This is a genomic window from Rhizobium sp. Pop5 (genome assembly GCF_024721175.1).
Lineage (GTDB): Bacteria > Pseudomonadota > Alphaproteobacteria > Rhizobiales > Rhizobiaceae > Rhizobium.
Genome location: NZ_CP099399.1, coordinates 4,178,566 through 4,202,771 on the forward strand (window position 1 = coordinate 4,178,566; position 24,206 = coordinate 4,202,771).

Here is a 24,206-nt window from a genome sequence, read left to right on the forward strand (position 1 = left end):
TTATTGTGCCAGCCAGGCGTCAAACCTTTTGGTCAGCGCTTCCGAATTGTCGATCCAGAAGTCCGTATCAAGGCTGACTGCTTCCTGCATATTGGCCTGGGTGGTGGGCAAGTCGGCCAGCTGGTCCGGCGGCAGGCTCTTGCCGGCTTCCTTGTTCGGGAGGCCGTAGGCGATATATTGCGGCAGTTTTGCCTGGTTTTCCGCTTTGCTGGCGAAGGCGATGAAATCAAAGGCCGTATCCTTGTTTTCAGCGCCCTTCAGAACGACCCAACTGTCGACGGCATAGATGCTGCCCGGCCAGACAACTTTGAACTGGCGGCCTTCCGATCGGTTGATGCCGGTGATGCGGCCATTATAGGCACTGGTCATGGCCACTTCGCCGGAAGCAAGCAGTTGCAGCGGCTGCGCGCCCGAGGTCCACCAGACAAGGTTCGGTTTCAACGCATCAAGCTTGGCGAAGGCGCGGTCGATGCCTTCCGGCGTCGCCAGGACTTCATAAACTTTGTCCGCCGGCACGCCGTCGGCCATCAGCGCGAATTCGAGCGTATATTTCGGTCCCTTGCGCAGGGCGCGCTTGCCGGGGAATTTCTTCACGTCCCAGAAATCGGCCCAGGACTTGGGGCCATCGGCAATCTTGGCGCCGTCATAGGCGATGGCGGTCGACCAGACGATGGCGCCGACGCCGCAATCGCTCACCGCGGAAGGCAGAAACGCATCCTTGCCGCCAAGCTTGCTCCAGTCCACCTTCTCAAAAAGCCCGTCGGCGCAGCCGAGCGAGAGTTCATCGGCTTCGACCTCCACGGCATCCCAGGAGGGATTACCCGCCTTGACCTTTGCCTGAAGGACGCCGATGCCTCCGTCCCAGCCTTCGTCGAGCAGGGGCTTGCCGGCAACCTTGGAGAATGGCTTGAAATAGATCTCCCGCTGCGCATCCTGAAAATTCCCGCCCCAGGACGCTATGGTGAGATCCCGGGCCGCGCCCGGCACCGCAGCAAGCGCCAGCGATAGCAGCCCGAGAGCCGTAATCGTCGAAGTGTTCTTGAATTTCATTCGCTTTCCCCTGTTTGTTGAGCGTCCGTCTGACGCCGGTGACAGCCACGATCCTTGGGATCGTTGGCAATCGCGGCCGCTTGCAAGAGATGGGCAAAGCCGGCCTGTGCAGCGAACTTTGCCGTCATCTCCAAAAGGCCGAGCGGCGTGTTGCGGGCAATGCTGGCGGATGTCCGGTAGGGCGGGAAGGCGCTTTTTGTTGACCGCGGTGGACACATGGATGCACCGCTCCCGACCAGTCTTTCCAGGCAGGTGGTCCCACTACCCCGCAAATTTAATGGTTTCGCTTGCGAAAGGCGAAAAACCCGATTGTCAGCCGGTAGATGAGTGGTGCATCATATGCACCACCGTGCACCACTCTTCGTTACGCCGAAATCGCCAATTCCATGGCATATGAAGGGAAAACAGCATTCCGATCTTGGTTCGGCGGAACCAATTTCCGTTCTGGGAGACAGGATTGCGCAGAGGGAAATCATCGTCAGATGAACAGGAAGGTGTTCAAAAACGCGGACGTTTACCGCCGCTTTCCATGGTGCGCGCCTTCGAGGCGGTCAGCCGCCTGGGCTCGATGCGCAGAGCTGCGGACGATCTCAATCTTAGTCACACCGTCATATCCCGCCACGTCCGCAATCTCGAAGCCTGGTTTGGCACGCGGCTTGTCGATGCCGGACCGCGCGGCATCAGGCTGACGGCGGAAGGCAGAGTTTTTGCCGAAACGGTGGGAGCGGCTTTCGACCTCATCGCCAAATCGACAGCGGAACTGCGCCCGGCAGTCAACCGCACGGTCTTGCGCATCTGGTGCGTGCCCGGTTTCGCGACACGTTGGCTGACGCCGCGCTTCAATCAACTCCAGCTTGCCTTGCCCGGCATCGATTTCGTGATGCGCGCGACCGATCTCGAACCGGATTTCAGCCGTTATGAGGCCGATGTCGACATCCGCTATTCCGAGGAGCCGAGGGGAAATGTCCGCTGGATCCTGTTGGAAAGGCCGCGCATGTTCCCGGTCACCAGCCCCGAATGGATCAGCAGAAACGCTCCGATACGGACCCTCGATGATCTGGTGCGCCAGCCGCTGATCCACGAGGAAAGCCGCGATCAATGGCGGCAATGGTTTCGCAAGGCCGGCTTCGAGCATGAAGTGACCCTGAATGGCCCGCGGCTATGGTCGGCCAACCTGACGGTCGACGCGGCGGTGGCAGGCCAAGGCATAGCACTGGCCACCCGCCTGATCGCCGCGGATGACCTGCGTGCCGGCCGTCTCGTCGAACTGCTGGAAACCGACGTCCGGCTCGGCGGCTATTATTTGGTCGGGCCGCGTGAGCGCTGGAATGAGGTGACGTCGGCCCGTTTCCGAGCATGGCTGCAGCAGTCGATCGCCGAAACCACCGGAGGTCACGCCTCTCATGAAAGCGGTAATCCGGGTCGATAAGCGGCGCTGATCTCACGTCCTCAAGCTTGCCAATCGCAGCGTCTCGCTGACGAATGCGGTTTTGCCGCCCGTGTAGGAATCCCAATCGCCGCCTGCTTCCGCAGCCAGCCGGCGTTTCAGCTCGGCGTAGGCTGTGGCCCTTTCGGGGTGATCCCGGAGATAGTCGCGAAACACGATCCGCTCCCCATGGGCGCGATTATTGGGGCCGCAAAGATAGAGCCTGAGGCCATAAGCGTCGTGATTTCGAGTAAAGGCCCAGCGTTTCTCCCCCATATCGCCATGGAAGACGAAATCGGTAGCGCTGACCGCGTCGATCGCCATCGGCAGAACCTCATCGGAGATCGCGACGACATCGAGGTCGATCTTCGGCTTGGCGGCGAGGCCGGGGACCGACGTGCTGCCGATGTGGTCGATGGAAAGCACGAAGCTGCCGAGCAAGGCAGCGACCTCGGTACTGATTTGGGCAAAGAGCCGCGGCCAGGAGGGATCATAGTCGACCACTTTGATGGCGCGCATTTGCTTCCTCTTGGTCAGTGCACCTCGGCCAGCAGTCCGTCGAGGATCGCGACCATCTTCTTCTCGGCCTCTTCGAGCGAGCCGCTATTGTCGAGCTCCGTCACATCGTAGTCGCCACGCACCGTCAGCGGACCGCGGGCAAGCCGTGCCATGATGTCCTCATGCGTTTCACGTCCGCGCGCCTCCAGCCGGCCGGCCAGCACCTCTGCGCTTGCAGTGACATTGATGACCTTGAGTCGTGGGAAGGCCGCCTGGAAACGGTGAAGCGCGGAACGCGAACCGTTGGCGACGACGACATGGCCTCGCGACAGCGCCACCGAGACTTCGGCCGGAATGCCGTATTTCAGGCCGTGCGCTTCCCACCAGACGGCGAAGGAGCCTGATTGCTCCATGGCCGCAAAGCCTTCGAGGGAGACGGAGAGATGATCCTCGCCGCCGGCGTCCCGGTGACGAGTGATGACGCGGCGGGTGAAATGAACGTCGGCGCGGCCGGCGAAATGCCGAGCGGCAAGGTTCATCAGCGTGTCCTTGCCGGCGCCGCTCGGCCCGACGACGACGACCATGATGCCACGTTCGGCTCCTGCTCCGGGATGGGGTTCGTACGGCATCATGCGACACGGCGTCCCTGGCGCCAGACGGAGCGTGTTACCGGCACGCCATGCGAGCGATGAACGCGGACGAGATCGGCGCGCAGGCCGGTTGCGATCCGGCCGCGATCGTCGAGGCTGACGGTGCGCGCGGGCGTCGACGTCACCATGGCGATCGCCTTCGGCAGCGTGATGCTTTCCACCTCGTCGGCGAGGATGAACGGTGCATGTAACAGGCTGAGCGGCACGTAGTCTGAGGAAAGCACGTCGAGCACGCCCATTTCGGCCAAGTCGCGGGCGGCGATGTTGCCGGAGTGGGATTTGCCGCGCACGATGTTCGGCGCGCCCATCAGCACGCTCATGCCGTGCTCGTGTGAGGCCCGGGCGGCGTCGAAGCTGGTCGGGAATTCGGCAAGGCGCACGCCGTTTTCGATCGCCTCGTCGACATGCGACAGCGTCGCGTCGTCATGGCTTGCGACCGTGATGCCGCGCTCGGCGCAGACCTTGGCGATGGCATTGCGATGCGGCGTCGAATTGCGCGCCGATTCCGCCTGGCGTTTGGCGACGAAACGGGCAAACACCTCGTCGCTCAAGCCCCGCTTCTTCTGGTAATAGAAGATATATTGATCCATCGTCTGGAATTGCCGCTGGCCGGGCGCATGATCCATCAGCGAGACGAGCCGCACATGCCGGTCGTTTTCGAAATCGGCGAAATGTTCGAGCACATTATCCGCCGAAACCTCGCAGCGCAGATGGAGCAGGTGTTCGGCGCGCAGCCTGCCTTCCTTCTCCGCCGCCTGGATGGCGTCCGCCATCTCGCGCATCTCGCCATGTTCGAAGCCGCCGTCCTCGTCTGCGCCCATGCGCAGGCAGTCGAAGACCGTGGTAATGCCTGAGGTCACGATCTGAGCGTCGTGCGCCTGGACTGCGGCGGTCTTGTTCCAGCGGATGCCCGGACGCGGCTGGTAATGGCCTTCGAGATGGTCGGTATGCAATTCCACGAGGCCGGGAATGATGTAATCGCCCTCGAAATCTTCGCCGGCTACCGAATTGCCCTCCGAGATGTCGGCAATCTTGCCGTCGCGAATGAGGATCGATCCTGACAGGATGTCATCCTCAAGAACGATGCGGGCGTTGGAAAACACGGTCTCTTTGCTCATAGCGTAAGGTCTTTCAGCGTTTGGCGCCGGCAAGCGGCAGCCAGGAATGAACTTTGAATGGGGCGCCGCGCGCCTCCTCGGTGAAGACGGCAAGGCCGGAAATCGAAAGTGGCCGGCCGGTGAAATCGGCAAAACGCTTGGCCAGAATTTCTCTCATCACCTCGGCGCGCGTCTCGGGCACCTGGCCGCTCAGCGTCATGTGAAAGCCGAAATCCCCCATGACGTAAGGATAACCCCAGCGCAGCAGATTGGCGCGCTGGCTGTCGCTAAGCTTCTCCGGGTTGCGCCGCGCTAAATCGGCCTCGGAAAGCGCTGCACGGAACGGCTCGAAGGACTTTACCACCTTCGCGGCGAAATCCTGAAGAGGTTGATGAAGAGAACCGGGAACAAGGGCAAAAAAACGGCCGAGCTGGCCGAGCACCAGCTTAGGGATCTCGAAGGCCGGCGTACGGGCGGCAAAATCCTCGGCAACGGTCATGAGATCTTTCTCGGTGACGGAAGCTGCGAGCGAAAATGGCGCCTTGATCGTGGCGTGAAAACCGTAACGGCGAGGGTCGGCGGTCAGTTCGAACTGCTCCGCCGCGCCGAGCTTCTCGTGTTCCGGCGCGGGATAAGTCTCGCCGGTGAAAGCGTCGCGGCCGAGCCAAAGCGAGGCCGCGCCGACCAGGGGATCATCCTGCGGCGGCGAAAAATAGAGAGCGTAGCGCAAGGCTTTTATCCTGGGGATCGTCGAGACGGGGAGCGCAATGTGCAGTGATTTGGCGGCGTACCGCAAGCAGGTTCCCGGCTAAAAGATTTCCGTGACAGAATGATGATGACGGCAGCGCCGCCATCGCCTTTTGGCGGGCGGATCAGTGCGCTTTTGTGCCCATCAGCCGATGGCGCAGCGCATTCGAGGCGGCGTCGAAAAGGAAGACGACGATCAGGATCAGAATGACCATGTAGGCGACGTTTTCCCAGTTGGCATTGGTGCGCATCGCCTCCCAGAGTTTGAGGCCGATGCCGCCCGCGCCGACGGCGCCGATGATGGTAGCGCCGCGCACGTTCGATTCCCATTGGTAGAGCGTCTGGCTGACGATGACGGGAACGATCTGCGGCATAATGCCGTAACGATGGACGAGTACGGTCTCAGCGCCGGTCGATTTGATGCCTTCCCGCGGCTTGTTGTCGATGTTTTCAAGCCCTTCGGAATAGAGCTTGCCGAGCGTGCCCGTCTCGGTCAGGAAGATCGCACCGCTGCCGGCAAGCGGGCCGGGACCGAAGGCGCGCGTCAGGAACAGCGCCCAGATCAGCATGTCGACCGAGCGCAGGAAATCGAAGAAGCGCTTCAGAACCTGGTTCAGGAAGCGGTTCGGCGTGATGTTGCGCGCTGCCATGAAGGCAAGTGGGAAGGCGGCGAGCGAGCCAAGCAGCGTGCCGAGGAAAGCCATGACGATCGTCTGGAAAAGCTTGGTCCAGACGTCGCCATGCTGCCATTCGCTGTTGTTCCAGATGTCGTCGAAGGCGAGCGACAGGTTGGACTGGTCGGGCTTGATGCGCGGGCCGGAAACGATGAGGCTGAGGACTTCGCTTGCCGGCTTGTCGAAGAAGGACGATTGCGTGTCGAAGACGAAATTTGCCCAGCCGAGGAAACGCTTGCGGACCTTCACGCGGTCGACGGAAATGCTGACGTCGCCGGCAAAGCCGAGATCGGCGAGCACGTTGTCATCGTAGACCGTCATCCAGCTCGGCACCGGGCCGACGACTTTCGGCGCGCCGCCTGAAACTTCGACGGGAACGCTGAGGCCGTGCGCGGTCACGATCGTTTCGCTTTTCGAAACGGTGACGCTGCGGCCGGTGCCGCTGATGGAGACGGTGATGCTGCCATCGGGATTGTTGACCACCCAGTCCGGGTGCGGATTGTCGCCGAGCGGCGAGAAACGGGGATAGCGCACCTCGATCGAGCCGTCGTCCTGGATGCGGAAATCCGGCTTAACGTCGTAGCTCACCCATTGGCTGAGATAGATGCCGACGCGCTCCCAATGAGCTTCGGCGAAGAGCTTGGGCAGGTCGAAGAACCAGACGGCATAGAGGCCGTAGAGCAGCGTCGCGATGAGGATCATCAACCCGCCGAAACGCTGGCGGAACGACCGGTGGAAATATTCCGGATAGCGCGCTTCGATCTCGTTCATGCGGTTTGCGTCGATCACCGTCATGGCAGCCTCAATGTTGCAGAAGGAAGGCCTGCTCGCCGACCAGGCGGCGGCGCAGCCATGCGGAGAACTGGTCGACGGCGACGATCGTCACGAAGAGCAGGAGAACGAGCGCCATCGTCTTGGCGCCGAAGCCGCGCGAGATCGAAAGCTTCAGCTCCTCGCCGATGCCGCCGCCGCCGACGGCGCCGATGATGGTCGAAGCGCGCACATTGATCTCGAGCCGCAACAGCGCATAGGAGGTGAAATTCGGCAGCACCTGCGGCAGGGCGGCGAAACGCACACGCTCCCACCAGTTGGCGCCGACGGCTTTCATGCCCTCATGCGGCTTCATGTCGATATTCTCGGCCACTTCGTAGAAGAGTTTGCCGAGCGCGCCGATCGTATGCAGGGTGATGGCGATGATCGCGGCGACCGGCCCGATCGACAGGATCGCCGAAAACAGGCCGGCGATGACGATCTCGGGGAAGGCGCGCAGGAATTCCATCAGGCGCTTGGTCAAGACGCGCAGCGGCCATGAATTCGTCAGGTTGCGGGCGGCAAAGAAGCTCAGGGGAACGGCAAAGACGAAGGCGATGATCGTCGAGATCAGCGCCACGTTGATCGTGACGATCATCAGCTCGAAATATTCGGGAATGTAGAAGGCGCCCCAGATATAGACACGGCCCTTGTCGAAATTGAATTCCTCTCCGCCCTTGTCGTTGACGCTCGCCATGTCGAACAGCGCGCGCCAGACGTCGTTCCAATCCTTGGGAATGAGCCAGCTCAGGAAATCGAAGAGATGCGGCAGGCGCTCGAAGAAATGGCCGGCATTGCTCTCGTCGGCGAAGCGGACGGAGCTCACGAAAGCCGCAATGAGGATAACCAGGCCGAGCACGGTATAGAAGCGGCGCTTGGCGACCATCCGGCCCCAGGCGGTGCCGATCTCCTCAGTGCTCTGCATGTGCGGCTGTGTATCGGCAATAGTCATGGACGCCCCGCCCGGTTACAAAGAAAGGGCGGCCGTTTTCCGGCCGCCCCCCGCATTCCAAAGGCCGATCAGCCGCCGATGGCAGCCTTACGGACTTCGACGACGGTGTTGTAGAAGTCGTGCTTGACGGGAGCGTAGCCCTTGTAATCGCCGCCTTCGATGGCTGCGAAGCACTTGTGATCCTTTTCCGGCAGGGCCGTGAAGAAGGCTGCGAGCTTCGTCTGCCAGTCCTGGCCGAGAGCGTTGCGAACAACGAGCGGGCCGTTCGGGATCAGCGGCGAACGCCAGACTTCGACCAGCTTGTTCGGATCGACGGCGCCCTTGTCGACTTCCTTGCGGAAGGTACCGGAGGTGTAGCCGTCCTTGAAATCGCCGATGCCCGAGGAATCGTCGACGGCGACATCGACCTTGCCGTCGTAAGCGGCAAGAAGGTTGTTCTCATGGCCGCCGTTGAACTGGGTCGAGGCGAAGAACTTGTCGTTCGGCATGCCCGTGTCCTTCGGGATCTGCGTCAGCGGAACGAGATAGCCCGAGGTGGAGTCCGGATCGGCGTAGCCGAGCTTCTTGCCCTTGGCGTCCTGGATGGTCTTGATGCCGGAAGACTTGAGAGCGAGGCCGATCGAGTGGTAGCCCGTCGAGCCGTCCTTCTGCTGCGTCGTCAGGATCGGCGTAACGGCCTTCGGATCCTTGATGTAGACGGCTGCGTAGCCGGAAGCGCCGAGTTCGGCGAAATCGAGCGTTCCGCCGAGCAGGCCCTGGATGACGCCGTCATAGTCGGCGGCCGGGAATAGCGAAACCTTCTCGAAGCCGAATTCCTGCTTCAGATGGTCGGCGAGGCAGGCATAGTTGCGCAGGCGGTCGGTTTCGTTCTCGCCGCCGAGGATGCCGATGCGGAATTCCTTGAGGTCTGCAGCATTGGCGGCGCCGGCGAGCGCGAACAGCGCCGTTGCCGCAAAGAGTGCTTTCTTCAACATGCGTTCTCTCCTGTTGACCGGTGTCCCCGGCTTTCCGTTACGAAGAAGTGTGCCCTTGACGCGGGCGTTCGATCGCGGCCGCCTCTGTCAGAGACCGGCCAATGCCAGCGGTTGGACGCCGGCGGATTGATTGTCGGCGCTCTCGGGAGCGATATTGATTGAGGTCGAGGTCATCGTTTCGTCGATGCCGGCGCCGTCCTTGCCCGTGCCGTAGATTTCCTTCACCGCTTCGGCCGTCAGCTCCGAGGGCTTGCCGTCGAAGACGACACGGCCGCCGGCCATGCCGACGATGCGCTCGCAATAATTACGGGCGGTATCGAGCGTGTGGAGGTTGGTGATGACGGTGATGCCCTCGCGCTCGTTGATATCGCGCAGCGCATCCATGACGATCTTGGCGTTCAGCGGGTCGAGCGAGGCGATCGGCTCGTCGGCAAGCACCATCTTGGGGTTCTGCATCAGTGCGCGGGCGATCGCCACGCGCTGCTGCTGGCCGCCGGAAAGCGTACCCGCCGGCTGCAGTGCCGTCTGCTCGATGCCGAGGCGTTCGAGTGCGGCGATCGCATGCACGCGCTCTTCGCGCGTGAAGATGTTGAGCAGGCTCAGAAGCGTCGAGCGGTGGTTGAGGCGGCCAAGCATGACATTGGTCAAAACGTCGAGGCGCGGTACCAAGTTGAACTGCTGGAAGATCATCGCGCAATCGCGCTGCCAGTTGCGCAGCGCCCGGCCGCGAAGCCCGGAAACCTCGACGCCGGCAAAATGAATGGAGCCGGAACTCGGCTCCTGAAGGCGGTTGATCATGCGCAGGAGCGTCGACTTGCCGGCGCCGGAGCGGCCGATGATGCCGACCATCTGGCCCTGGGGAATGGAGAGCGAAACGGCATCGACGGCGAGCTTTTTTGCGAAACGACGTGTGACATCCTTCAGCTCGAACATCATGCTCTTTCCTTGCATTCCAGGCCGTGGTCAGCATCGCATTAGTCCTGCTTCATGAACCTCCAATGTCATATTTGTGTAAGTGGTGTCACAATTCTCCCGGCCTATATCGCAGGTTTAACCACCGTATCGGGCCAGGAAATCTTCCGCGCTCAGGTTGCGGAAATCCTGCAAAGCCAGGCGCAAACGGTCGTGCTCCCAATCCCACCAGGCAAGCTTGTCCATGCGCTCGCCGATCTCTTTCGGAAAGCGCTCGCGAATGAGCTTGGCCGGTACGCCGCCGACGATCGTATAGGGCGCGACGTCCTTCGACACGACGGCGCCGGCCCCGATGACCGCGCCGTTGCCGACGGTGACGCCCGGCAGGATGGTCGCGCCGTGGCCGATCCAGACATCGTTGCCGATGGTCACGCGGTTTGCGCGCCGCCAGGCAAAGAAGTCCGTCTCCATGTCGGCATCCGGCCAGTAATCGGCGGCGCGATAGGTGAAGTGATGCAGCGTCGCGCGCCAGGTCGGATGGTTGGTGGCATTGATGCGCACGGCGGCGGCGATATTGACGAACTTGCCGATCGTCGCGCACCAGACGGAGCCATCCTGCATGATGTAAGAATAGTCGCCGACCGTGGCTTCGCTGATCCGGCAACGTTCCGAGACCTCCGTATAACGCCCGAAGGTGGTTTCGCTGACGGATGCCGTCTCGTGGATGTCGGGCTCGATGCCCAGCTTGCGGCTCATGCGGCGATCTTTCGAGGCGAGAATTGCTGGACGTCGAGGATGCGGTCGGCGACCGCCTCGCGCACTTCGTCGTCGTGGAAGATGCCGAGAAGGGCGACGCCGGCGCTCTTCTTCTCCGCGATCATGTCGACGACGACGGCGCGGTTCCTGGCGTCGAGCGAGGCTGTGGGTTCATCGAGGAGCAGGATCGTGTGATCGGTGATGAAGCCGCGGGCGATATTGACGCGCTGCTGTTCGCCGCCGGAGAAGGTGGCGGGTGGAAGCTGCCAGAGCGCCTCCGGCAGGTTGAGCTTGGCGAGCAGTGCGCCCGCCTTTTCCCGCGCAACGGCGGCTTCCTCGCCGCGCGCCACAAGCGGCTCGGCAACGACGTCGATCGCCGCCACGCGCGGTACGGTGCGCAGGAACTGGCTGACATAGCCGAGCGTATTGCGCCGCACGTTGAGCACTGTGCGCGGATCGGCGGAGGCAAGATCGACAATGCGCCCGTCATGGCGGATGAGGATCTGGCCCGTGTCGACGGCATAATTGCCGTAGATCATCTTGAGCAGCGAACTCTTCCCTATGCCCGAGGGACCGCCGAGCACGACACATTCGCCTGACGCAACCGAGAAGGCGACATCGGAAACGACAGGCAGCCTGATGCCGTCGCGCAGGTGCATGGTGAAGCTCTTCGAGACTTCGGAAACGACGAGGGGCGTTGGCATGATTATTCTTCCTTGTTCCGGACCTCAGACCTGCAGGATCGAGGAGACGAGCAGCTGCGTGTAAGGCTCTCTGGGATCGTCGAGCACGCGGTCGGTGAGCCCCTGTTCGATGACGTAGCCGTCCTTCATCACCATCATGCGGTGCGAGAGCAGGCGGGCGACGGCGAGATCGTGGGTGACGATGATGACCGAGAGGCCAAGATCGTTGACGAGGCCGCGCACGAGGTCGAGCAGACGGGCCTGCACCGAGACGTCGAGACCGCCGGTCGGCTCGTCCATGAAGACGAGGCGCGGGCCGGTGACGAGATTGCGGGCGATCTGCAGGCGCTGGCGCATGCCGCCGGAAAAGGCGCGCGGCTGGTCGTCGATGCGGTCGGCGTCGATTTCGACGCGCTCGAGCCAATCGATCGCCGAACCGCGGATCTTGCCGTAATGCCGGTCACCGATCGCCATCAGCCGTTCGCCGACATTGGCGCCCGCCGATACCGTCATGCGCAGCCCGTCAGCCGGGTTCTGGTGGACGAAGCCCCAGTCGGTGCGCATCAGGAAGCGCCGCTCGGCCTCGTTCATATGGTAGAGGTCGCGGTAGTTGCCGTCGCGCATGTGATATTCGACGCTGCCGGTGGTCGGCATCAGCCGGGTGGAGATGCAGTTCAGCAGCGTCGTCTTGCCCGAGCCGGATTCGCCGACGATGGCGAGCACTTCACCGGGCCAGAGCTCAAAGGAGACGTTCCTGCAGCCGATGCGGTTGCCGTAGAATTTCGAGAGGTCGTTGACCTTGAGAAGCGGTATATCGGTCATTCTGCAGCCTCCCGGGCCAGCATTTCGCCGGCATGCCCTTGCGCCCGGCGGTCTTCGCAATGATCGGTGTCGGAGCAGACGAACATGCGCCCGCCCTTGTCGTCGAGAATGACCTCATCAAGGTAGACGTCCTCTGCGCTGCAGAGCGCGCAGGGCTTGCCGAAGCGCTGGATCTCGAAGGGATGATCTTCAAAATCCAGGCTGACGACGTCGGTATGGGGCGGCACGGCATAGATGCGCTTTTCGCGTCCGGCGCCGAAGAGCTGCAGCGCTTCCGACTTGTGCATCTTCGGATTGTCGAATTTCGGCGTCGGCGAGGGATCCATGACGTAGCGACCATGCACCTTGACCGGATAGGCGTAGGTCGTGGCGATGCGGCCGTTGCGGGCGATATCTTCGTAGAGCTTCACATGCATGAGGCCGTATTCCTCAAGCGCATGCATCTTGCGCGTCTCGGTCTCGCGCGGCTCGAGGAAGCGCAGCGGCTCCGGGATCGGCACCTGATAGACGAGCACCTGGCCTGGCCCGAGCTTCTCTTCCGGAATGCGGTGGCGCGTCTGGATGATCGTCGCCTCTTTTGTATGCGTCGTCACCGCGACCTGGGCGACCTTCTGGAAGAAGGCGCGGATGGAAACGGCGTTGGTCGTGTCATCGGCGCCCTGGTCAATGACCTTCAGCACGTCATCAGGCCCGATGATCGAAGCCGTCACCTGCACGCCGCCGGTGCCCCAGCCATAGGGCATCGGCATTTCACGCGAGGCGAAGGGCACCTGGTAGCCGGGAATGGCGATCGCCTTCAGTATGGCGCGGCGGATCATCCGCTTGGTCTGTTCGTCGAGATAGGCGAAGTTGTAGCTGGCGAGATCGGTCATTCGGCGGCTTCCTTCATGTCTTCGCTGCCGTTGCGGGCGGCTTCGAATTCGCGGCGCATGCGGCGGACGAGATCGAGCTCGGCCTGGAAGTCCACATAATGCGGAAGCTTCAGGTGCTCGACGAAGCCTGTCGCCTGGACGTTGTCGGAATGGGAAATGACGAATTCCTCGTCCTGTGCCGGCGCGGTGATGTCCTCGCCGAGCTCTTCGGCGCGAAGCGCGCGATCGACCAGCGACATCGCCATCGCCTTGCGCTCGCTCTGGCCGAAGACCAAGCCGTAGCCGCGGGTGAATTGCGGCGGCGCCTTGGCGGAGCCTTTGAACTGGTTGACCATCTGGCATTCGGTGATCTGGATGGTGCCGAGCGAGATGGCGAAACCGAGCTCCGGCACGTCGAATTCCACCTCGACATCGCCGATGCGGATTTCACCGGTGAAGGGGTGGTTGCGGCCGTAGCCGCGCTGGGTGGAATAGCCGAGCGCCAGCAGGAAACCCTCGTCGCCGCGGGCAAGCGCCTGCAGGCGCAGATCCCGGGTCATCGGGAATTCCATCGGCTCGCGGGTGAGATCGCCGATCTCGTGATCTTCGGGCATGTCGCCGTCGGCCTCGATCAGGCCTTCCTCGCCGAGGATCTCGGAGACGCGCATGACGCGGCCGGTCTCGGCCGGACGCTGAGCCGGCGCATCGACCGCCTCATCCTGAAGCAACGAGGGATCGAGCAGCCGGTGGGTATAGTCGAAGGTCGGTCCAAGCAGCTGGCCGCCCGGCAGGTCCTTGTAGGTTGCCGAGATGCGGCGTTCGATCGTCATATCAGCCGTGTCTAGCGGCTTGGAATAGCCGAAGCGCGGCAGCGTCGTGCGATAGGCGCGCAGCAGGAAAATCGCCTCGATCATATCGCCGCGCGACTGGCGGATGGCCAGCGCTGCGAGCGCACGGTCGAAAAGCGAGGCCTCGGCCATGACGCGGTCGACGGCGAGCGCCAGCTGCGCCACGATCTGGTCGATGCCGATCGCCGGCAGCGAACGGTCGCCGCGGCGGCGGTCTGCAAGCAGGCGATGAGCATTGGCGATGGCGGCTTCGCCACCCTTGACGGCAACATACATGAGCTCAGATCTCCGTTGCTGTGATCTTGGTGGTGCGCGGCAGGCAGAGGAAACGTTCGCCCGATGTCAGCACGATGTCGATGCCACGCGGAAACAGCGCGCGGTTCTCGGTCCAGAGCCGCAGGAAGGTCTCCGGCAGGCCGACCGGCGCGATCTCGGTCACGCTCTGGATGCCGGGACCGATCAGCGCCAGCCCGCGCCCGCCGTCGAGCTCGGCGAGTTCGATGATGAGCGTCGTCGAGCGGTCGGGATATTCCTGCGTGCCTGAGGCAAAGAGGCCGAAGGGGCAAAGCGCAGTGCCGGTTTCCGTAAAGGCGAAGCGCGCCTCGGCCTTCTCCGTGGTCAGCGGCGCGCCGGTGTGGAAGCCGAGCCACTCCGGCACGGCGGATTTTGTCAGCCCCTGGGAAAGCCAGACTGGCGTGTCGTGGTCGCAAAGTGTGAGCGCGATCGCGCCGGCGGCAATGCCGAGCGGCACTGGCGGCGCGACATCGGGCTGAACGGTCTGGATTGTACCGGGACGGGCCATGCCGTCCATCAGCATCTTGAAGACGCTCTGGGCATGGAAGACCGGCTCCGCAAAGCCGCCGGTCAGGGCTTCTGTCCTGAGACCCATCAGTTGTCTCCCCGCACCATGGTGAAGAAATCGACCCGCGTCGCGGCCGTCTCGTCCGCCTTGCGGCGGTCGGCGGCGGCGATGCGTTGGGCGATTGGCGAAAGCAGCGCCTGCTCGACGAAGTCCTTCGTCGCTTCCTCCTGCCAGAGCGCATCGAAGATCGCCGCGAGCCGCGCCTTCTCACGATCCGTACCGAGCGCCTGCGCATGGCCGATGGAGCCTGACTCGAGCCGCACCGTGGCGCGCGTCACCGTCACTTCTCCGAGATTGAAGGGAGCCCCACCACCGCCGATGCGGCCGCGCACCATCACCAGACCGGTCTCCGGCCCGCGGACCGGATGTGCCGCGGGCTTTTCCGGCAATGCATCCCAGACCGCCGAGAGTTCGCTCCGTTCCGCCCGCGCCAGCAGATCGGCGGCGCGTTTGCGCCCGGATTCCGTCTGTGACGCAGCGTCATTCCTGTCCGCTGATATCATCGCCGCTTTCCTTTAAATGTCTATTGATATAGACAATTATACAAGCTATACTTACTCTTAAATCGGTGTCGTGACAAGCGTGTGACGTCGTGCGCAGGGCAGGGGCGGAATGGCAGGACTGAAGCAGGTGCAGAGGCAAACCGGCGTGGCGCTCTGGCGCCAGATCGCCGACCGGATTCGCGAGGGGATCAGCGCGGGAGCCTATGACGAAACGGGAATGGTGCCGCCGGAAACGGTTCTGGCGCTGCAGTTCGGCGTCAACAGGCATACGGTGCGCAGCGCGCTCGCAGCGCTGGCCCAGGAAGGCATCGTGCGTGCGGTACAAGGTCGCGGCACGCTGATCGAGCGCAAGGAGCGGCTGAATTTCCCGATCACCCGGCGCACGCGCTTCACCGCCGGCATCGGCGATCAGGCGCGCGAGATGCGAAGCCTTCTGCTCGACGAGACAGAGGAGGAGGCGAGCGCCGAGGTTGCCCGCTGGCTGGGCCTGAAACAGGGCGAGCAGGTGATCAGGTTGGAAACCTTGCGCCATGCCGACAGACGGCCGGTTTCAAAAGCGACAAGCTGGTTTCCCGCTGCACGATTCACTGGGATCGGCGAGGCCTACCGCAAGCACGAATCGATCACCAAGGCTTTCGCAGAACTCGGCCTGTCGGACTATGTCAGGGCCACGACCGAGGTGACGGCCGCCCATGCGGGCACATCAGATCTCGCTGATCTGGGACTCACCCCCGGCGCGATCCTGCTGATCGCCAAGGCGATGAATACCGATCTCGACGGCATGCCGGTGCAATATTCGATCAGCCGCTTTGCCGCCGACCGAGTGCAGTTCACCATCGAGAGCTGAGGCTCGGAATTGAGGCAGGGCGTGCCGACCGGTCCGGCGACACGCCTCACCGGACTCAGTGTGCGCCCGACATATCGCCGAGCACTTCCTTGGAAGCTACAGTCGAATCCGCGTTCAGCTTGTAGACCATCGGAACGCCGGTCGCGAGGTTGAGGGCGAGGATGCCTTCTTTGCTCAGCTTGTCGAGCACCATGACCAGCGAGCGCAGCGAATTGCCGTGGGCGGCGACCAGCACCTTTTCGCCACGCAGCACGCGCGGCAGGATCTCGGTGAGATAGTAGGGCCAGACGCGGGCGCCGGTGTCGCGCAGGCTTTCACCACCCGGAGGCGGCACGTCATAGGAACGGCGCCAGATATGCACCTGTTCCTCGCCCCATTTTGCGCGCGCATCGTCCTTGTTGAGGCCGGAAAGGTCGCCGTAGTCGCGTTCGTTCAGCGCCTGGTCGCGGATCGTCTCGAGATCAGGCTGGCCGACCTTGTCGAGGATGAGTTTTAGCGTGTGCTGCGCGCGCACCAGCGCCGAGGTATAGGCGACGTCGAATTTGATCCCGTATTCGGCAAGTGCGGTGCCGCCGGCATTGGCTTCCTGGATGCCGAGCTCGGTCAGATCGGGATCCTTCCAGCCGGTGAAGAGATTCTTCAGGTTCCAATCGCTCTGGCCGTGGCGAACGAGGACGAGGGTACCGCTCATGAATATGCCTCCGTAATATCCTTATTGGGAAGAAAGCCCGAGCACGTCGAGCATGGAATAGAGACCCGGCTTCTTGTCGCGCGCCCAAAGCGCCGCCTTGATGGCGCCGCGCGCGAAGATCGAGCGGTCGGCAGCACTGTGCGACAAAGTGACGATTTCACCTTCGCCGGCAAAAAGCACGGAATGTTCGCCGATGACGGAGCCGCCGCGCAACGTCGCAAAACCGATCGTACCGGCTTCGCGGGCACCGGTATGGCCGTCGCGGACCCTGACCGATTTCGAGGCGAGATCGATATTGCGGCCCTTGGCTGCGGCCTCGCCGAGGAGAAGCGCTGTGCCGGACGGTGCGTCCACCTTGTGTTTGTGGTGCATTTCCAGGATCTCGATATCCCAATCAACAGGCTCAAGCGCTCGCGCTGCCTGCTGGGTCAGCACGCTGAGCAGATTGACGCCGAGGCTCATATTGCCCGACTTGACGATGCGGGCATGACGGGCCGCCGCGGCGATCTTAGCATCGTCGTCTGCAGAGCAGCCGGTCGTCCCGATGACATGGACGATGCGGGCCTGTGCGGCAAGGCCGGAGAATTCCACTGTTGCGACGGGCGAGGTGAAGTCGAGCACGCCCTCGGCATGCAGGAAGGCCTGGAGCGGATCGTCGCCGATGATGATGCCGTTCGGCCCGAGACCGGCGATCTCGCCGGCATCCTTGCCCAGGAAGGACGAGCCGGGACGCTCGACCGCGGCATGAAGTGTGGCGCCCTCGATGGAATGGATCAGCCGGATCAGCGTCTGCCCCATGCGCCCTGCTGCGCCGACCACCACCAGTTTCATCGCAGCATCGCTCATGTCGGTCTCTTGATCCGGTCAGTTTGAATCGGAGGCCGAAGGCCTCTGCAGATTGTTGAGGCGAGCGTAAAGACCGTCGCTGACCTTCGCAAGCGTCTCGTGATTGCCTTCCTCGACGACCCGGCCCTGCTGCATGACAACGATCTTGTCGGCGCGCACCACGGTCGAAAGCCGATGGGCGATCACGACGACGGTGCGTCCGGTCATCGCCTCGTCCAATGCCTTCTGCACGGCGGCTTCGGATTCGGTGTCGAGGGCGGAGGTCGCCTCGTCGAGAAGCAGGATCGGCGCGTTGCGCACCAAAGCGCGCGCGATCGACAGTCGCTGGCGCTGGCCGCCCGAAAGCGTCACGCCGTTTTCGCCGACCGGCGTATCGTAACCCTGCGGCTGCGCTGAGATGAAATCATGCGCATAGGCAAGTCGGGCCGCCTCTTCCACCTCGGCATCGGTCGCTTCCGGCCGGCCATAGCGGATATTGTCGCGGATCGTGCCTTCGAACAGGTAAGGCTGCTGTGAGACATAGGCGAGCTGCTGGCGCAGCGACTTCTTGGTAATGTGGGCGATATCCTGGCCGTCGATCAGGATTTCGCCTTCGCGCGGATCGTAGAAGCGCGGGATAAGGCTGATGACCGTGGATTTGCCCGCACCCGAGGGACCGACCAGCGCCGTGGTCGCCCCGCCCTCGGCAACGAAACTGACGCCGCTCAGCACGCTGTCGTTGCCATAGGCGAAGGAAACGTTGCGGAATTCGATCCGTGCCTGCGTCACAACAAGCGGCCGGGCATCCGGCAGGTCGCGCTGGCGCGGCTCCATGTCGAGCAGTTCGTAGATCATCCGGGCATTGACGACGGCGCGCTCCATCTGCACCTGCAGGCGGGCAAGCCGGCGGGCCGGATCATAGGCGAGCAGCAGCGCGGTCACGAAGGAGAAGAAGGCGCCCGGCGGCACATTGTAGTAGATCGAGCGGTAAGCCGCATAGGCAAGCACGCTGGCGACGGCAAACCCCGCGAAGCTCTCCGTCAGCGGAGAAGTCCGTTCGGAAAGGCGGGCAATCCGGTTCGCGCGGCTTTCGGCGGCCTTGATGAGCTTGTTGACCTTGCGCTCCAGCTCTTCTTCCATCGTGAAGGCCTTCACGATGGCAATACCCTGGATCGTTTCCTGCATGGCGCCCAGCACGTGGCTGTTCAGATGCACGGCCTCGCGTGTTGCCGAGCGCAACCGCTTGGAAACGTAACGCAGCGCATAGAGCAGCGGCGGCGCCATGATGAAAACCGCAAGGCTGAGCAGCGGGTCCTGGAGGACCATCACCCCGATCAGCGAAACGAAGGTCAGGAGATCGCGCACGGTCGAGGTGATCGTCAGGTTGAGCACGTCTCGGACGCCGCTGACGTTCTGGCTCACCTGCGCGGCGATATGGGCCGAGCGGGCCTCGCTGAAGAAACCGACGGAAAGCGTCATCAGATGCGCATAGAGGCGGCGCTGATATCGGGCGACGATGTCGTTGCCGACCCTGGAAAGCGCCACCGCCTGGCCGTAACTCGCAAAACCGCGCAGCACGAAAGCGATAAAGATCGAAAGACAGATGATCCAGACGACATCGGCGCGCCGGTTGGCGAAAGCCTCGTCGATGATCGACCGCATGATCCAGGCCGTGAACGCCGTCGAAAGCGCCACGATCACGAGGCAGGCGATCGCGAAGACGTAGCCCCAGAGGTGGTCGCGGCCGTTTTCAGCGATGATGCGCTTCAGGATGCCGGTCACGGTATCGCTGTTGACGCTCTGCTTTTTGCTTTCCGCAGCTTCCAAAAATGAGGCTTCCTGTCTCGGACCAGGCGCACCGCGAAGGCGACGCGCGCTTTTGCCGGGGTCTATAAAGAGTCGGGACCGGTTTGGCTAGAGCGCGCGCGTCCGGGTGGGACGCGCGCTGGGCTCAGCGCCGCCAGCGCCGGCCCTCCGTCGAGACGCCGAAATTCGCCGGCATGCGCGCATAGGAGGAAAGCCCGGCAAGGGCTGCGAGCGGATGCGTCACCACATAGGTCGGTATGGTGCGTAGCAGCGCGCTATGCGGCGCCTTGTCCTCGAAGGCCAGACGGAATTCCGGCTTCTTCAGCGCCGGGATGATCTTCTGCGAGATGCCGCCGGAGAGATAGACGCCGCCGCGCGCCATGAACACCATCGCCAAATCGCCGGCCACACGGCCGAGATAGGTGGCAAACAGCGAGACGGTTTCGACAGCCGCCTTGTCGCTGCCGGCAAGCGCATGCGAGGTGATGTCGGCCGGGTCCTTCATCGTCGGCTGAATGCCGTCGACGACGCAGATGGCGTTGTAGAGGTTGACGAGGCCGCGTCCGCAGAGGATCTGTTCGGCCGAGACGCGGCCTTCGATCGTCTCGATATGCGGGAAGATGTCATAGTCGCGCTTGCTGCGCGGCCCGAGATCGATATGGCCGCCTTCGCCGGGAACGGGGATCCAGCTATGCTGCGCATGCACGAGCCCGCCGACGCCGAGGCCGGTGCCGGGTCCGAGCACGACGCGGGAAGCGATCATGTCGCCGGCGGCGTCGCCGATGCGTTCGCGATTTTCATCCGAAAGGGCGGCGATTGCCAGCGCCTGCGCCTCGAAATCATTGACGACGAGCACATCCTCCATGCCGAGGCCTTCGATCATCGTCTTTGGTCGCACCACCCAATCGCAATTGGTCAGCGGAATCTCGTCGTCGTTGATCGGACCGGCGACGGCAAGGATCGCCGAGCGCGGCTGCACCGCGGTTTTGTCGAGCACGCCCTTTTGGATCGCTTCGTCGATCGTGGCGAAATCCGCCGTGCGTACGTTCGGAAACTGCTTCGGCTCGGCATAGGCATCAGACAGGATGGAAAAGCGGGCATTGGTGCCGCCGATATCGCCGATCAGGATCGGGAAGGGCAGCGGCGCGGAGCTGTGGTTGAGTTTTGGCATGGCCGGTTCCGTGCTGATCAGGCTTCGAGTGTGGGAAGGAGCTTTATGGCGGTCGCGTGGTTGAGCGCCATCGGAATGTCGTAGACGATCGCCAGCCGCATCAGCGCCTTCACGTCGACATCATGCGGCATCGGCGTCAGCGGGTCGACAAAGAAAATCAGGGCGTCGACCTCACCGGTCGAGATCAGCGCGCCGATCTGCTGGTCGCCGCCGAGCGGCCCGCTTTTCAGCCTGGTGACGTCGAGATCGGGAGCGGCGTCGAGCACCCGCCCGCCGGTCGTTCCGGTGGCGACGATCTTCCAACGGGAAAGAATGTCCCTGTTGGCGCGGGCGAATTCCGCCATGTCGTCCTTTTTCTGGTCATGCGCAATCAATGCAAGGCATTTACCGCCGGCCATGAACCCAATCTCCGCCCCAACAATTCAATCGATTTGACCGCTTCTATACCAAGAATTTGCGATTTGAAAGACAGCGCAAATCCAGGGCCTTCGTCACTGCATCGCCGGTTTGTCGTTCGGAACCGGGCCGAGATTGGGCAGAGCGCCTTCGGCATCGGCGGCCGGTTCTGCGGCGGGAGCGGCGGTGAGGGCGCTTGCGGCGGAAGGCCCGCCATAGGTGGCGGCCTGCATCGAGGCGGCGGGAGCGGCGTCGAGCACGGCGGCGCAGGCCTTCGGCAGGTCGGAGACCATCATCTCGCGCGGCGGCTTCGGCGGCTTGGCACCGGGTTTGGGCGGTTTCGGCGGCGCCCAGGGCGCCGGTGTGAACCACCAGGCGAGCGACTTGTCGCAGCCGTCGCCGGCGGCGACGGGCGCCTGCGGCGTGCATCCCGCGGCACCCGGCGGGCATTTGATGCGGATATGGAAATGCGAGTCGTGGCCGTATTCCGGCCGAAGCTTGCCGAGATTGGTGCGGTCGCCCGTCCAAGTGTCGCACATCTTCTTCTTGATCGCCGGGTTGACGAAGATGCGCTCCACCTCGGGATAGCTTGCCGCCAGCATCAACAGCCGCGCCCGCGACTGCGTCCAAACCTTGGGATCGACAGTCAGGAATTTATCCTTCTGCAGCATGGTCGTGAAAGGCAGGTCCTCGCGCTCCTCGGCCGTCATGCGACGCGCGGGCATCGGCGTAAACCAGACGTCGGCGTCGAGGCCGATCTGGTGCGAGGCATGGCCGTTGAACATCGGCCCGCCGCGCGGCTGCGCGATGTCGCCGACGAGAATGCCAGGCCAGCCGGCATATTGGGCCCCGTCCTGCGAAAGACGTTCGAGCAACGTGATCATCGCCGGATTGCCCCAGCGGCGATTGCGCGAAAGCCGCATCGCCTGCCAGGTCGGCCCGTCGGCCGGCAGCGCCACGGCACCCGTCATGCAGCCCTTTGCGTAAAAGCCGATCGGCTGCGCCGGTCCCTGTGTCGGCAGGCCGACGGCGCCGAACCGCCCCTTTGCACTGCCCGGGCTCGGGGTCTTCTGCTCCGCGCCGACGTCGCCGGCGGCGAGGCTCGCGCCGATTGCACCGGCAAGCGCCAGTCTGCCGAATGTCTTGAAAGCCTGAGCGAAGCCGAAAGCCATGCTATTTCCTTGAATCGCTGCCGAAGTGATTTGCGTCGAATTTATCGTGAAAAGCGATTTTGGTGAATCGATGTTTTGGCAGGCGAACTTAGGATCAGACGGTGGCGGATCGCCGCAGCGGCTCGGGTATTGGTGAAATCCGGGCAAAAGCCGACAGTCAAAACTTTGCGAGCCTGGCAAAAAACCTACTCTCTCCTGTTTTTCGCCAGTATTTCTCGTATTGTCGAATCCATTAATAATCAGGGGAAAGCGTGAATGCCGGTTCTATGGTCGAAAATTGGTCTGTTTCTGTCGCTTGCGGGTGCTTTGGCGCCGCTGACGGCGCTGGCTGAGGAGCAGCCGTTTCAGATCGGAAGCTCGGTCATCAGCGAGATGAAGTACAAGCCGGGTTTCGCTCATTTCGACTATGTCAATCCCGATGCTCCAAAGGGCGGTGATCTGCGCCTCTCCGCCAGCGGCGCCTTCGATACCTTCAACCCGCTGCTTGCCAAAGGCCAGGTAGCGGTCGGCCTGGCGCGCGTATACGACACTTTGATGAAGTCGGCCGATGACGAGCTGCTTGTCTCCTACGGCCTGCTTGCCGAGGGGTTGTCCTTTCCCGCTGACGTCTCGAGCGCGACCTTTCGCCTGCGCAAGGAAGCGAAATGGGCGGATGGTCAGCCGGTAACGCCCGAGGACGTCATCTTCAGCCTTGATAAGACCAAGGAACTCAATCCCGTCAACGCGAACTATTATCGCCACGTGGTAAAGGCCGAAAAGACCGGCGACCGCGATGTTACCTTCACCTTCGACGAGAAGAACGATCGGGAGCTCCCGAATATTCTCGGCCAGTTGGTGGTCGTGCCGAAACATTGGTGGGAAGGGCAGGGACCGGACGGCAAGCCGCGCGACATCTCAAAGACGACGCTTGAGCCTGTCATGGGTTCTGGACCTTATAAAATCGCATCCTTTTCGCCCGGTGCGACGATCCGTTATGAACTGCGCGATGACTATTGGGGCAAAGACCTCAATGTGAATATCGGCCAGAACAATTTCCGCAACGTCATCTATACCTATTTCGGCGATCGGGATGTCGAATTCGAAGCATTTCGCGCCGGCAATAGCGACTATTTGCAGGAGACAACAGCTTCCCGCTGGGCGACGGGATATGATTTCCCTGCGGTGAAGGAAGGACGCCTCAAGAAGGAAGAAGTTGCAAATCCGTTGCGCGCCACCGGTATCATGCAGGCCCTCGTGCCCAATATGCGGCGCGACCTTTTTAAGGACGAGCGGGTCCGCGAGGCACTGAACTACGGTTTGGACTTCGAGGAATTGAATCGCACGGTTGCCTTCAACAGCTACAAGCGCATCGACAGCTACTTCTGGAATACCGAGCTCGCTTCATCCGGCCTGCCGCAGGGGCGTGAACTGGAAATACTGCAGGGCATGAAGGACAAGGTTCCGCCCGAGGTCTTCACGACGCCCTATACCAATCCTGTCGGCGGCGACCCGCAGAAAAGCCGCGACAACCTCCGCAAGGCGATTGCCCTGCTGAAGGAAGCCGGTTGGGATCTCAAGGGCAATCGCATGGTCAATACCAAGACCGGCCAGCCGATGAGTTTCGAGATCCTGCTGTCGAGCCCCATACTGGAGCGCTGGGCGGTGCCCTATGCCAACAATCTAAAGAAAATCGGCATAGATGCGCGGGTGCGCACGGTCGACGCATCGCAAGCTGTCAATCGCGAACGCAGCTTCGACTACGACATGATATGGAATGTCTGGGCGCAGACGATGAACCCTGGCAACGAACAGGCCGATTATTGGGGATCCGGCTCGGTTGATCAGCAGGGCTCTCGCAACTATGCGGGCATCGCCAATCCGGCGGTGGATGAGCTCATCCGCATGATCATCTTCGCGCCTAACCGCGATGAACAGGTTGCGGCGATCAAGGCGATGGACCGGGTATTGCTCGCAAACCATTACGTCATTCCGCTGTTCTACCGCGATACTTACAACATTGCCTATTGGAACACGATCACGCATCCGGCGGAGTTTCCGGCCTACGGCCTGGGCTTCCCCGACGCCTGGTGGTCCGCCGCGGCAAAATGACCGGGCTTGCATTGCAGGGGGCCTCGGCTCCAAATGGCGCAAGCGAATCACGACAAGCCGGCAGGGCCGGCAAGGGAAGGCTGGCGGATTGAGCG

At 62.5% G+C, this 24,206-nt stretch carries 25 protein-coding genes; 3 read left to right on the forward strand and 22 right to left on the reverse strand.

The window, feature by feature from the left end:
* Window positions 1–1,050, reverse strand: coding sequence for an ABC transporter substrate-binding protein (locus NE852_RS22575; RefSeq protein WP_008525395.1), 1,050 nt, complete (start codon window positions 1,048–1,050; stop codon window positions 1–3).
* Between the two features lie 457 nt (window positions 1,051–1,507).
* Here NE852_RS22575 and NE852_RS22580 point away from each other — a divergent pair, with 457 nt between their 5' ends.
* On the forward strand, window positions 1,508–2,479 hold the full coding sequence (locus NE852_RS22580; protein WP_225881675.1) for a LysR substrate-binding domain-containing protein: 972 nt from the start codon (window positions 1,508–1,510) through the stop codon (window positions 2,477–2,479).
* Window positions 2,480–2,491: 12 nt separating this feature from the next.
* Here the strand turns inward: NE852_RS22580 and NE852_RS22585 are convergent, their stop codons facing one another.
* From NE852_RS22585 to phnG, 15 genes are all read right to left on the reverse strand, one after another.
* Complete coding sequence (locus NE852_RS22585; RefSeq protein WP_008525380.1) at window positions 2,492–2,995, reverse strand: GrpB family protein; 504 nt, start codon at window positions 2,993–2,995, stop codon at window positions 2,492–2,494.
* A gap of 14 nt (window positions 2,996–3,009) precedes the next feature.
* Window positions 3,010–3,603: a phosphonate metabolism protein/1,5-bisphosphokinase (PRPP-forming) PhnN gene (phnN, locus tag NE852_RS22590; protein ID WP_205621935.1), complete on the reverse strand. Its 594-nt coding sequence runs from the start codon at window positions 3,601–3,603 to the stop codon at window positions 3,010–3,012.
* Entirely contained in the window at window positions 3,603–4,742 is a 1,140-nt protein-coding gene (locus NE852_RS22595; protein ID WP_258156121.1) for an alpha-D-ribose 1-methylphosphonate 5-triphosphate diphosphatase, read from the reverse strand. The genes phnN and NE852_RS22595 overlap by 1 nt, the downstream gene beginning before the upstream one ends.
* Window positions 4,743–4,755: 13 nt before the next feature.
* The gene (locus NE852_RS22600; protein ID WP_008525365.1) at window positions 4,756–5,451 is read right to left on the reverse strand and encodes a DUF1045 domain-containing protein; all 696 of its coding nucleotides are present in this window, start codon (window positions 5,449–5,451) and stop codon (window positions 4,756–4,758) included.
* Window positions 5,452–5,593: 142 nt separating this feature from the next.
* The gene (gene phnE / locus NE852_RS22605; RefSeq protein ID WP_008525363.1) at window positions 5,594–6,937 is read right to left on the reverse strand and encodes a phosphonate ABC transporter, permease protein PhnE; all 1,344 of its coding nucleotides are present in this window, start codon (window positions 6,935–6,937) and stop codon (window positions 5,594–5,596) included.
* A gap of 7 nt (window positions 6,938–6,944) precedes the next feature.
* Entirely contained in the window at window positions 6,945–7,904 is a 960-nt protein-coding gene (phnE, locus tag NE852_RS22610; RefSeq protein WP_008525362.1) for a phosphonate ABC transporter, permease protein PhnE, read from the reverse strand.
* 68 nt (window positions 7,905–7,972) lie between these two features.
* Window positions 7,973–8,878 carry a phosphonate ABC transporter substrate-binding protein gene (gene phnD, locus NE852_RS22615; RefSeq protein WP_008525359.1) on the reverse strand — a complete coding sequence of 302 codons (906 nt, stop codon included), beginning with the start codon at window positions 8,876–8,878 and terminating at the stop codon, window positions 7,973–7,975.
* Between the two features lie 87 nt (window positions 8,879–8,965).
* Entirely contained in the window at window positions 8,966–9,811 is an 846-nt protein-coding gene (gene phnC / locus NE852_RS22620; RefSeq protein WP_008525358.1) for a phosphonate ABC transporter ATP-binding protein, read from the reverse strand.
* Between the two features lie 117 nt (window positions 9,812–9,928).
* Window positions 9,929–10,546 (reverse strand): DapH/DapD/GlmU-related protein, encoded by a 618-nt coding sequence (locus NE852_RS22625; protein ID WP_037171023.1) that lies wholly within the window; start codon window positions 10,544–10,546, stop codon window positions 9,929–9,931.
* Complete coding sequence (gene phnL / locus NE852_RS22630; RefSeq protein ID WP_258156122.1) at window positions 10,543–11,250, reverse strand: phosphonate C-P lyase system protein PhnL; 708 nt, start codon at window positions 11,248–11,250, stop codon at window positions 10,543–10,545. Before phnL ends, NE852_RS22625 begins: the two co-directional genes overlap by 4 nt.
* A gap of 24 nt (window positions 11,251–11,274) precedes the next feature.
* Window positions 11,275–12,051, reverse strand: coding sequence for a phosphonate C-P lyase system protein PhnK (gene phnK, locus NE852_RS22635; RefSeq protein WP_008525344.1), 777 nt, complete (start codon window positions 12,049–12,051; stop codon window positions 11,275–11,277).
* A complete protein-coding gene (locus tag NE852_RS22640) occupies window positions 12,048–12,923 on the reverse strand; it encodes an alpha-D-ribose 1-methylphosphonate 5-phosphate C-P-lyase PhnJ (protein WP_008525342.1) in 876 nt (291 codons plus the stop codon). Before NE852_RS22640 ends, phnK begins: the two co-directional genes overlap by 4 nt.
* The gene (locus NE852_RS22645) at window positions 12,920–14,026 is read right to left on the reverse strand and encodes a carbon-phosphorus lyase complex subunit PhnI (RefSeq protein WP_258156123.1); all 1,107 of its coding nucleotides are present in this window, start codon (window positions 14,024–14,026) and stop codon (window positions 12,920–12,922) included. Before NE852_RS22645 ends, NE852_RS22640 begins: the two co-directional genes overlap by 4 nt.
* 4 nt (window positions 14,027–14,030) lie before the next feature.
* Window positions 14,031–14,639 (reverse strand): phosphonate C-P lyase system protein PhnH, encoded by a 609-nt coding sequence (gene phnH / locus NE852_RS22650; protein ID WP_258156124.1) that lies wholly within the window; start codon window positions 14,637–14,639, stop codon window positions 14,031–14,033.
* Window positions 14,639–15,115, reverse strand: a complete 477-nt coding sequence (phnG, locus tag NE852_RS22655; protein WP_258156125.1) for a phosphonate C-P lyase system protein PhnG — start codon at window positions 15,113–15,115, stop codon at window positions 14,639–14,641. Before phnG ends, phnH begins: the two co-directional genes overlap by 1 nt.
* Window positions 15,116–15,224: 109 nt before the next feature.
* Between phnG and phnF the strand changes: the two genes are divergently transcribed.
* Window positions 15,225–15,962 (forward strand): phosphonate metabolism transcriptional regulator PhnF, encoded by a 738-nt coding sequence (phnF, locus tag NE852_RS22660; RefSeq protein WP_008525322.1) that lies wholly within the window; start codon window positions 15,225–15,227, stop codon window positions 15,960–15,962.
* 55 nt (window positions 15,963–16,017) lie between these two features.
* Here the strand turns inward: phnF and NE852_RS22665 are convergent, their stop codons facing one another.
* From NE852_RS22665 to mepA, 6 genes are all read right to left on the reverse strand, one after another.
* Window positions 16,018–16,653, reverse strand: coding sequence for a 2,3-bisphosphoglycerate-dependent phosphoglycerate mutase (locus NE852_RS22665; protein ID WP_008525320.1), 636 nt, complete (start codon window positions 16,651–16,653; stop codon window positions 16,018–16,020).
* 21 nt (window positions 16,654–16,674) lie between these two features.
* On the reverse strand, window positions 16,675–17,499 hold the full coding sequence (dapB, locus tag NE852_RS22670) for a 4-hydroxy-tetrahydrodipicolinate reductase (RefSeq protein WP_258156126.1): 825 nt from the start codon (window positions 17,497–17,499) through the stop codon (window positions 16,675–16,677).
* A gap of 18 nt (window positions 17,500–17,517) precedes the next feature.
* Complete coding sequence (locus NE852_RS22675; RefSeq protein WP_008525306.1) at window positions 17,518–19,305, reverse strand: ABC transporter ATP-binding protein; 1,788 nt, start codon at window positions 19,303–19,305, stop codon at window positions 17,518–17,520.
* A 124-nt stretch (window positions 19,306–19,429) separates the two neighbouring features.
* Window positions 19,430–20,455, reverse strand: a complete 1,026-nt coding sequence (locus tag NE852_RS22680) for a glucokinase (RefSeq protein ID WP_258156127.1) — start codon at window positions 20,453–20,455, stop codon at window positions 19,430–19,432.
* A 17-nt stretch (window positions 20,456–20,472) separates the two neighbouring features.
* Window positions 20,473–20,853, reverse strand: coding sequence for a methylglyoxal synthase (locus NE852_RS22685; protein ID WP_008536683.1), 381 nt, complete (start codon window positions 20,851–20,853; stop codon window positions 20,473–20,475).
* 93 nt (window positions 20,854–20,946) lie between these two features.
* Window positions 20,947–22,023 carry a penicillin-insensitive murein endopeptidase gene (mepA, locus tag NE852_RS22690; RefSeq protein WP_258156128.1) on the reverse strand — a complete coding sequence of 359 codons (1,077 nt, stop codon included), beginning with the start codon at window positions 22,021–22,023 and terminating at the stop codon, window positions 20,947–20,949.
* A 255-nt stretch (window positions 22,024–22,278) separates the two neighbouring features.
* On the opposite strand from mepA, the gene NE852_RS22695 reads away from it, so the two are divergent.
* Window positions 22,279–24,111, forward strand: a complete 1,833-nt coding sequence (locus NE852_RS22695) for an extracellular solute-binding protein (protein WP_258156129.1) — start codon at window positions 22,279–22,281, stop codon at window positions 24,109–24,111.
* The last annotated feature ends 95 nt before the right edge of the window (window positions 24,112–24,206 follow it).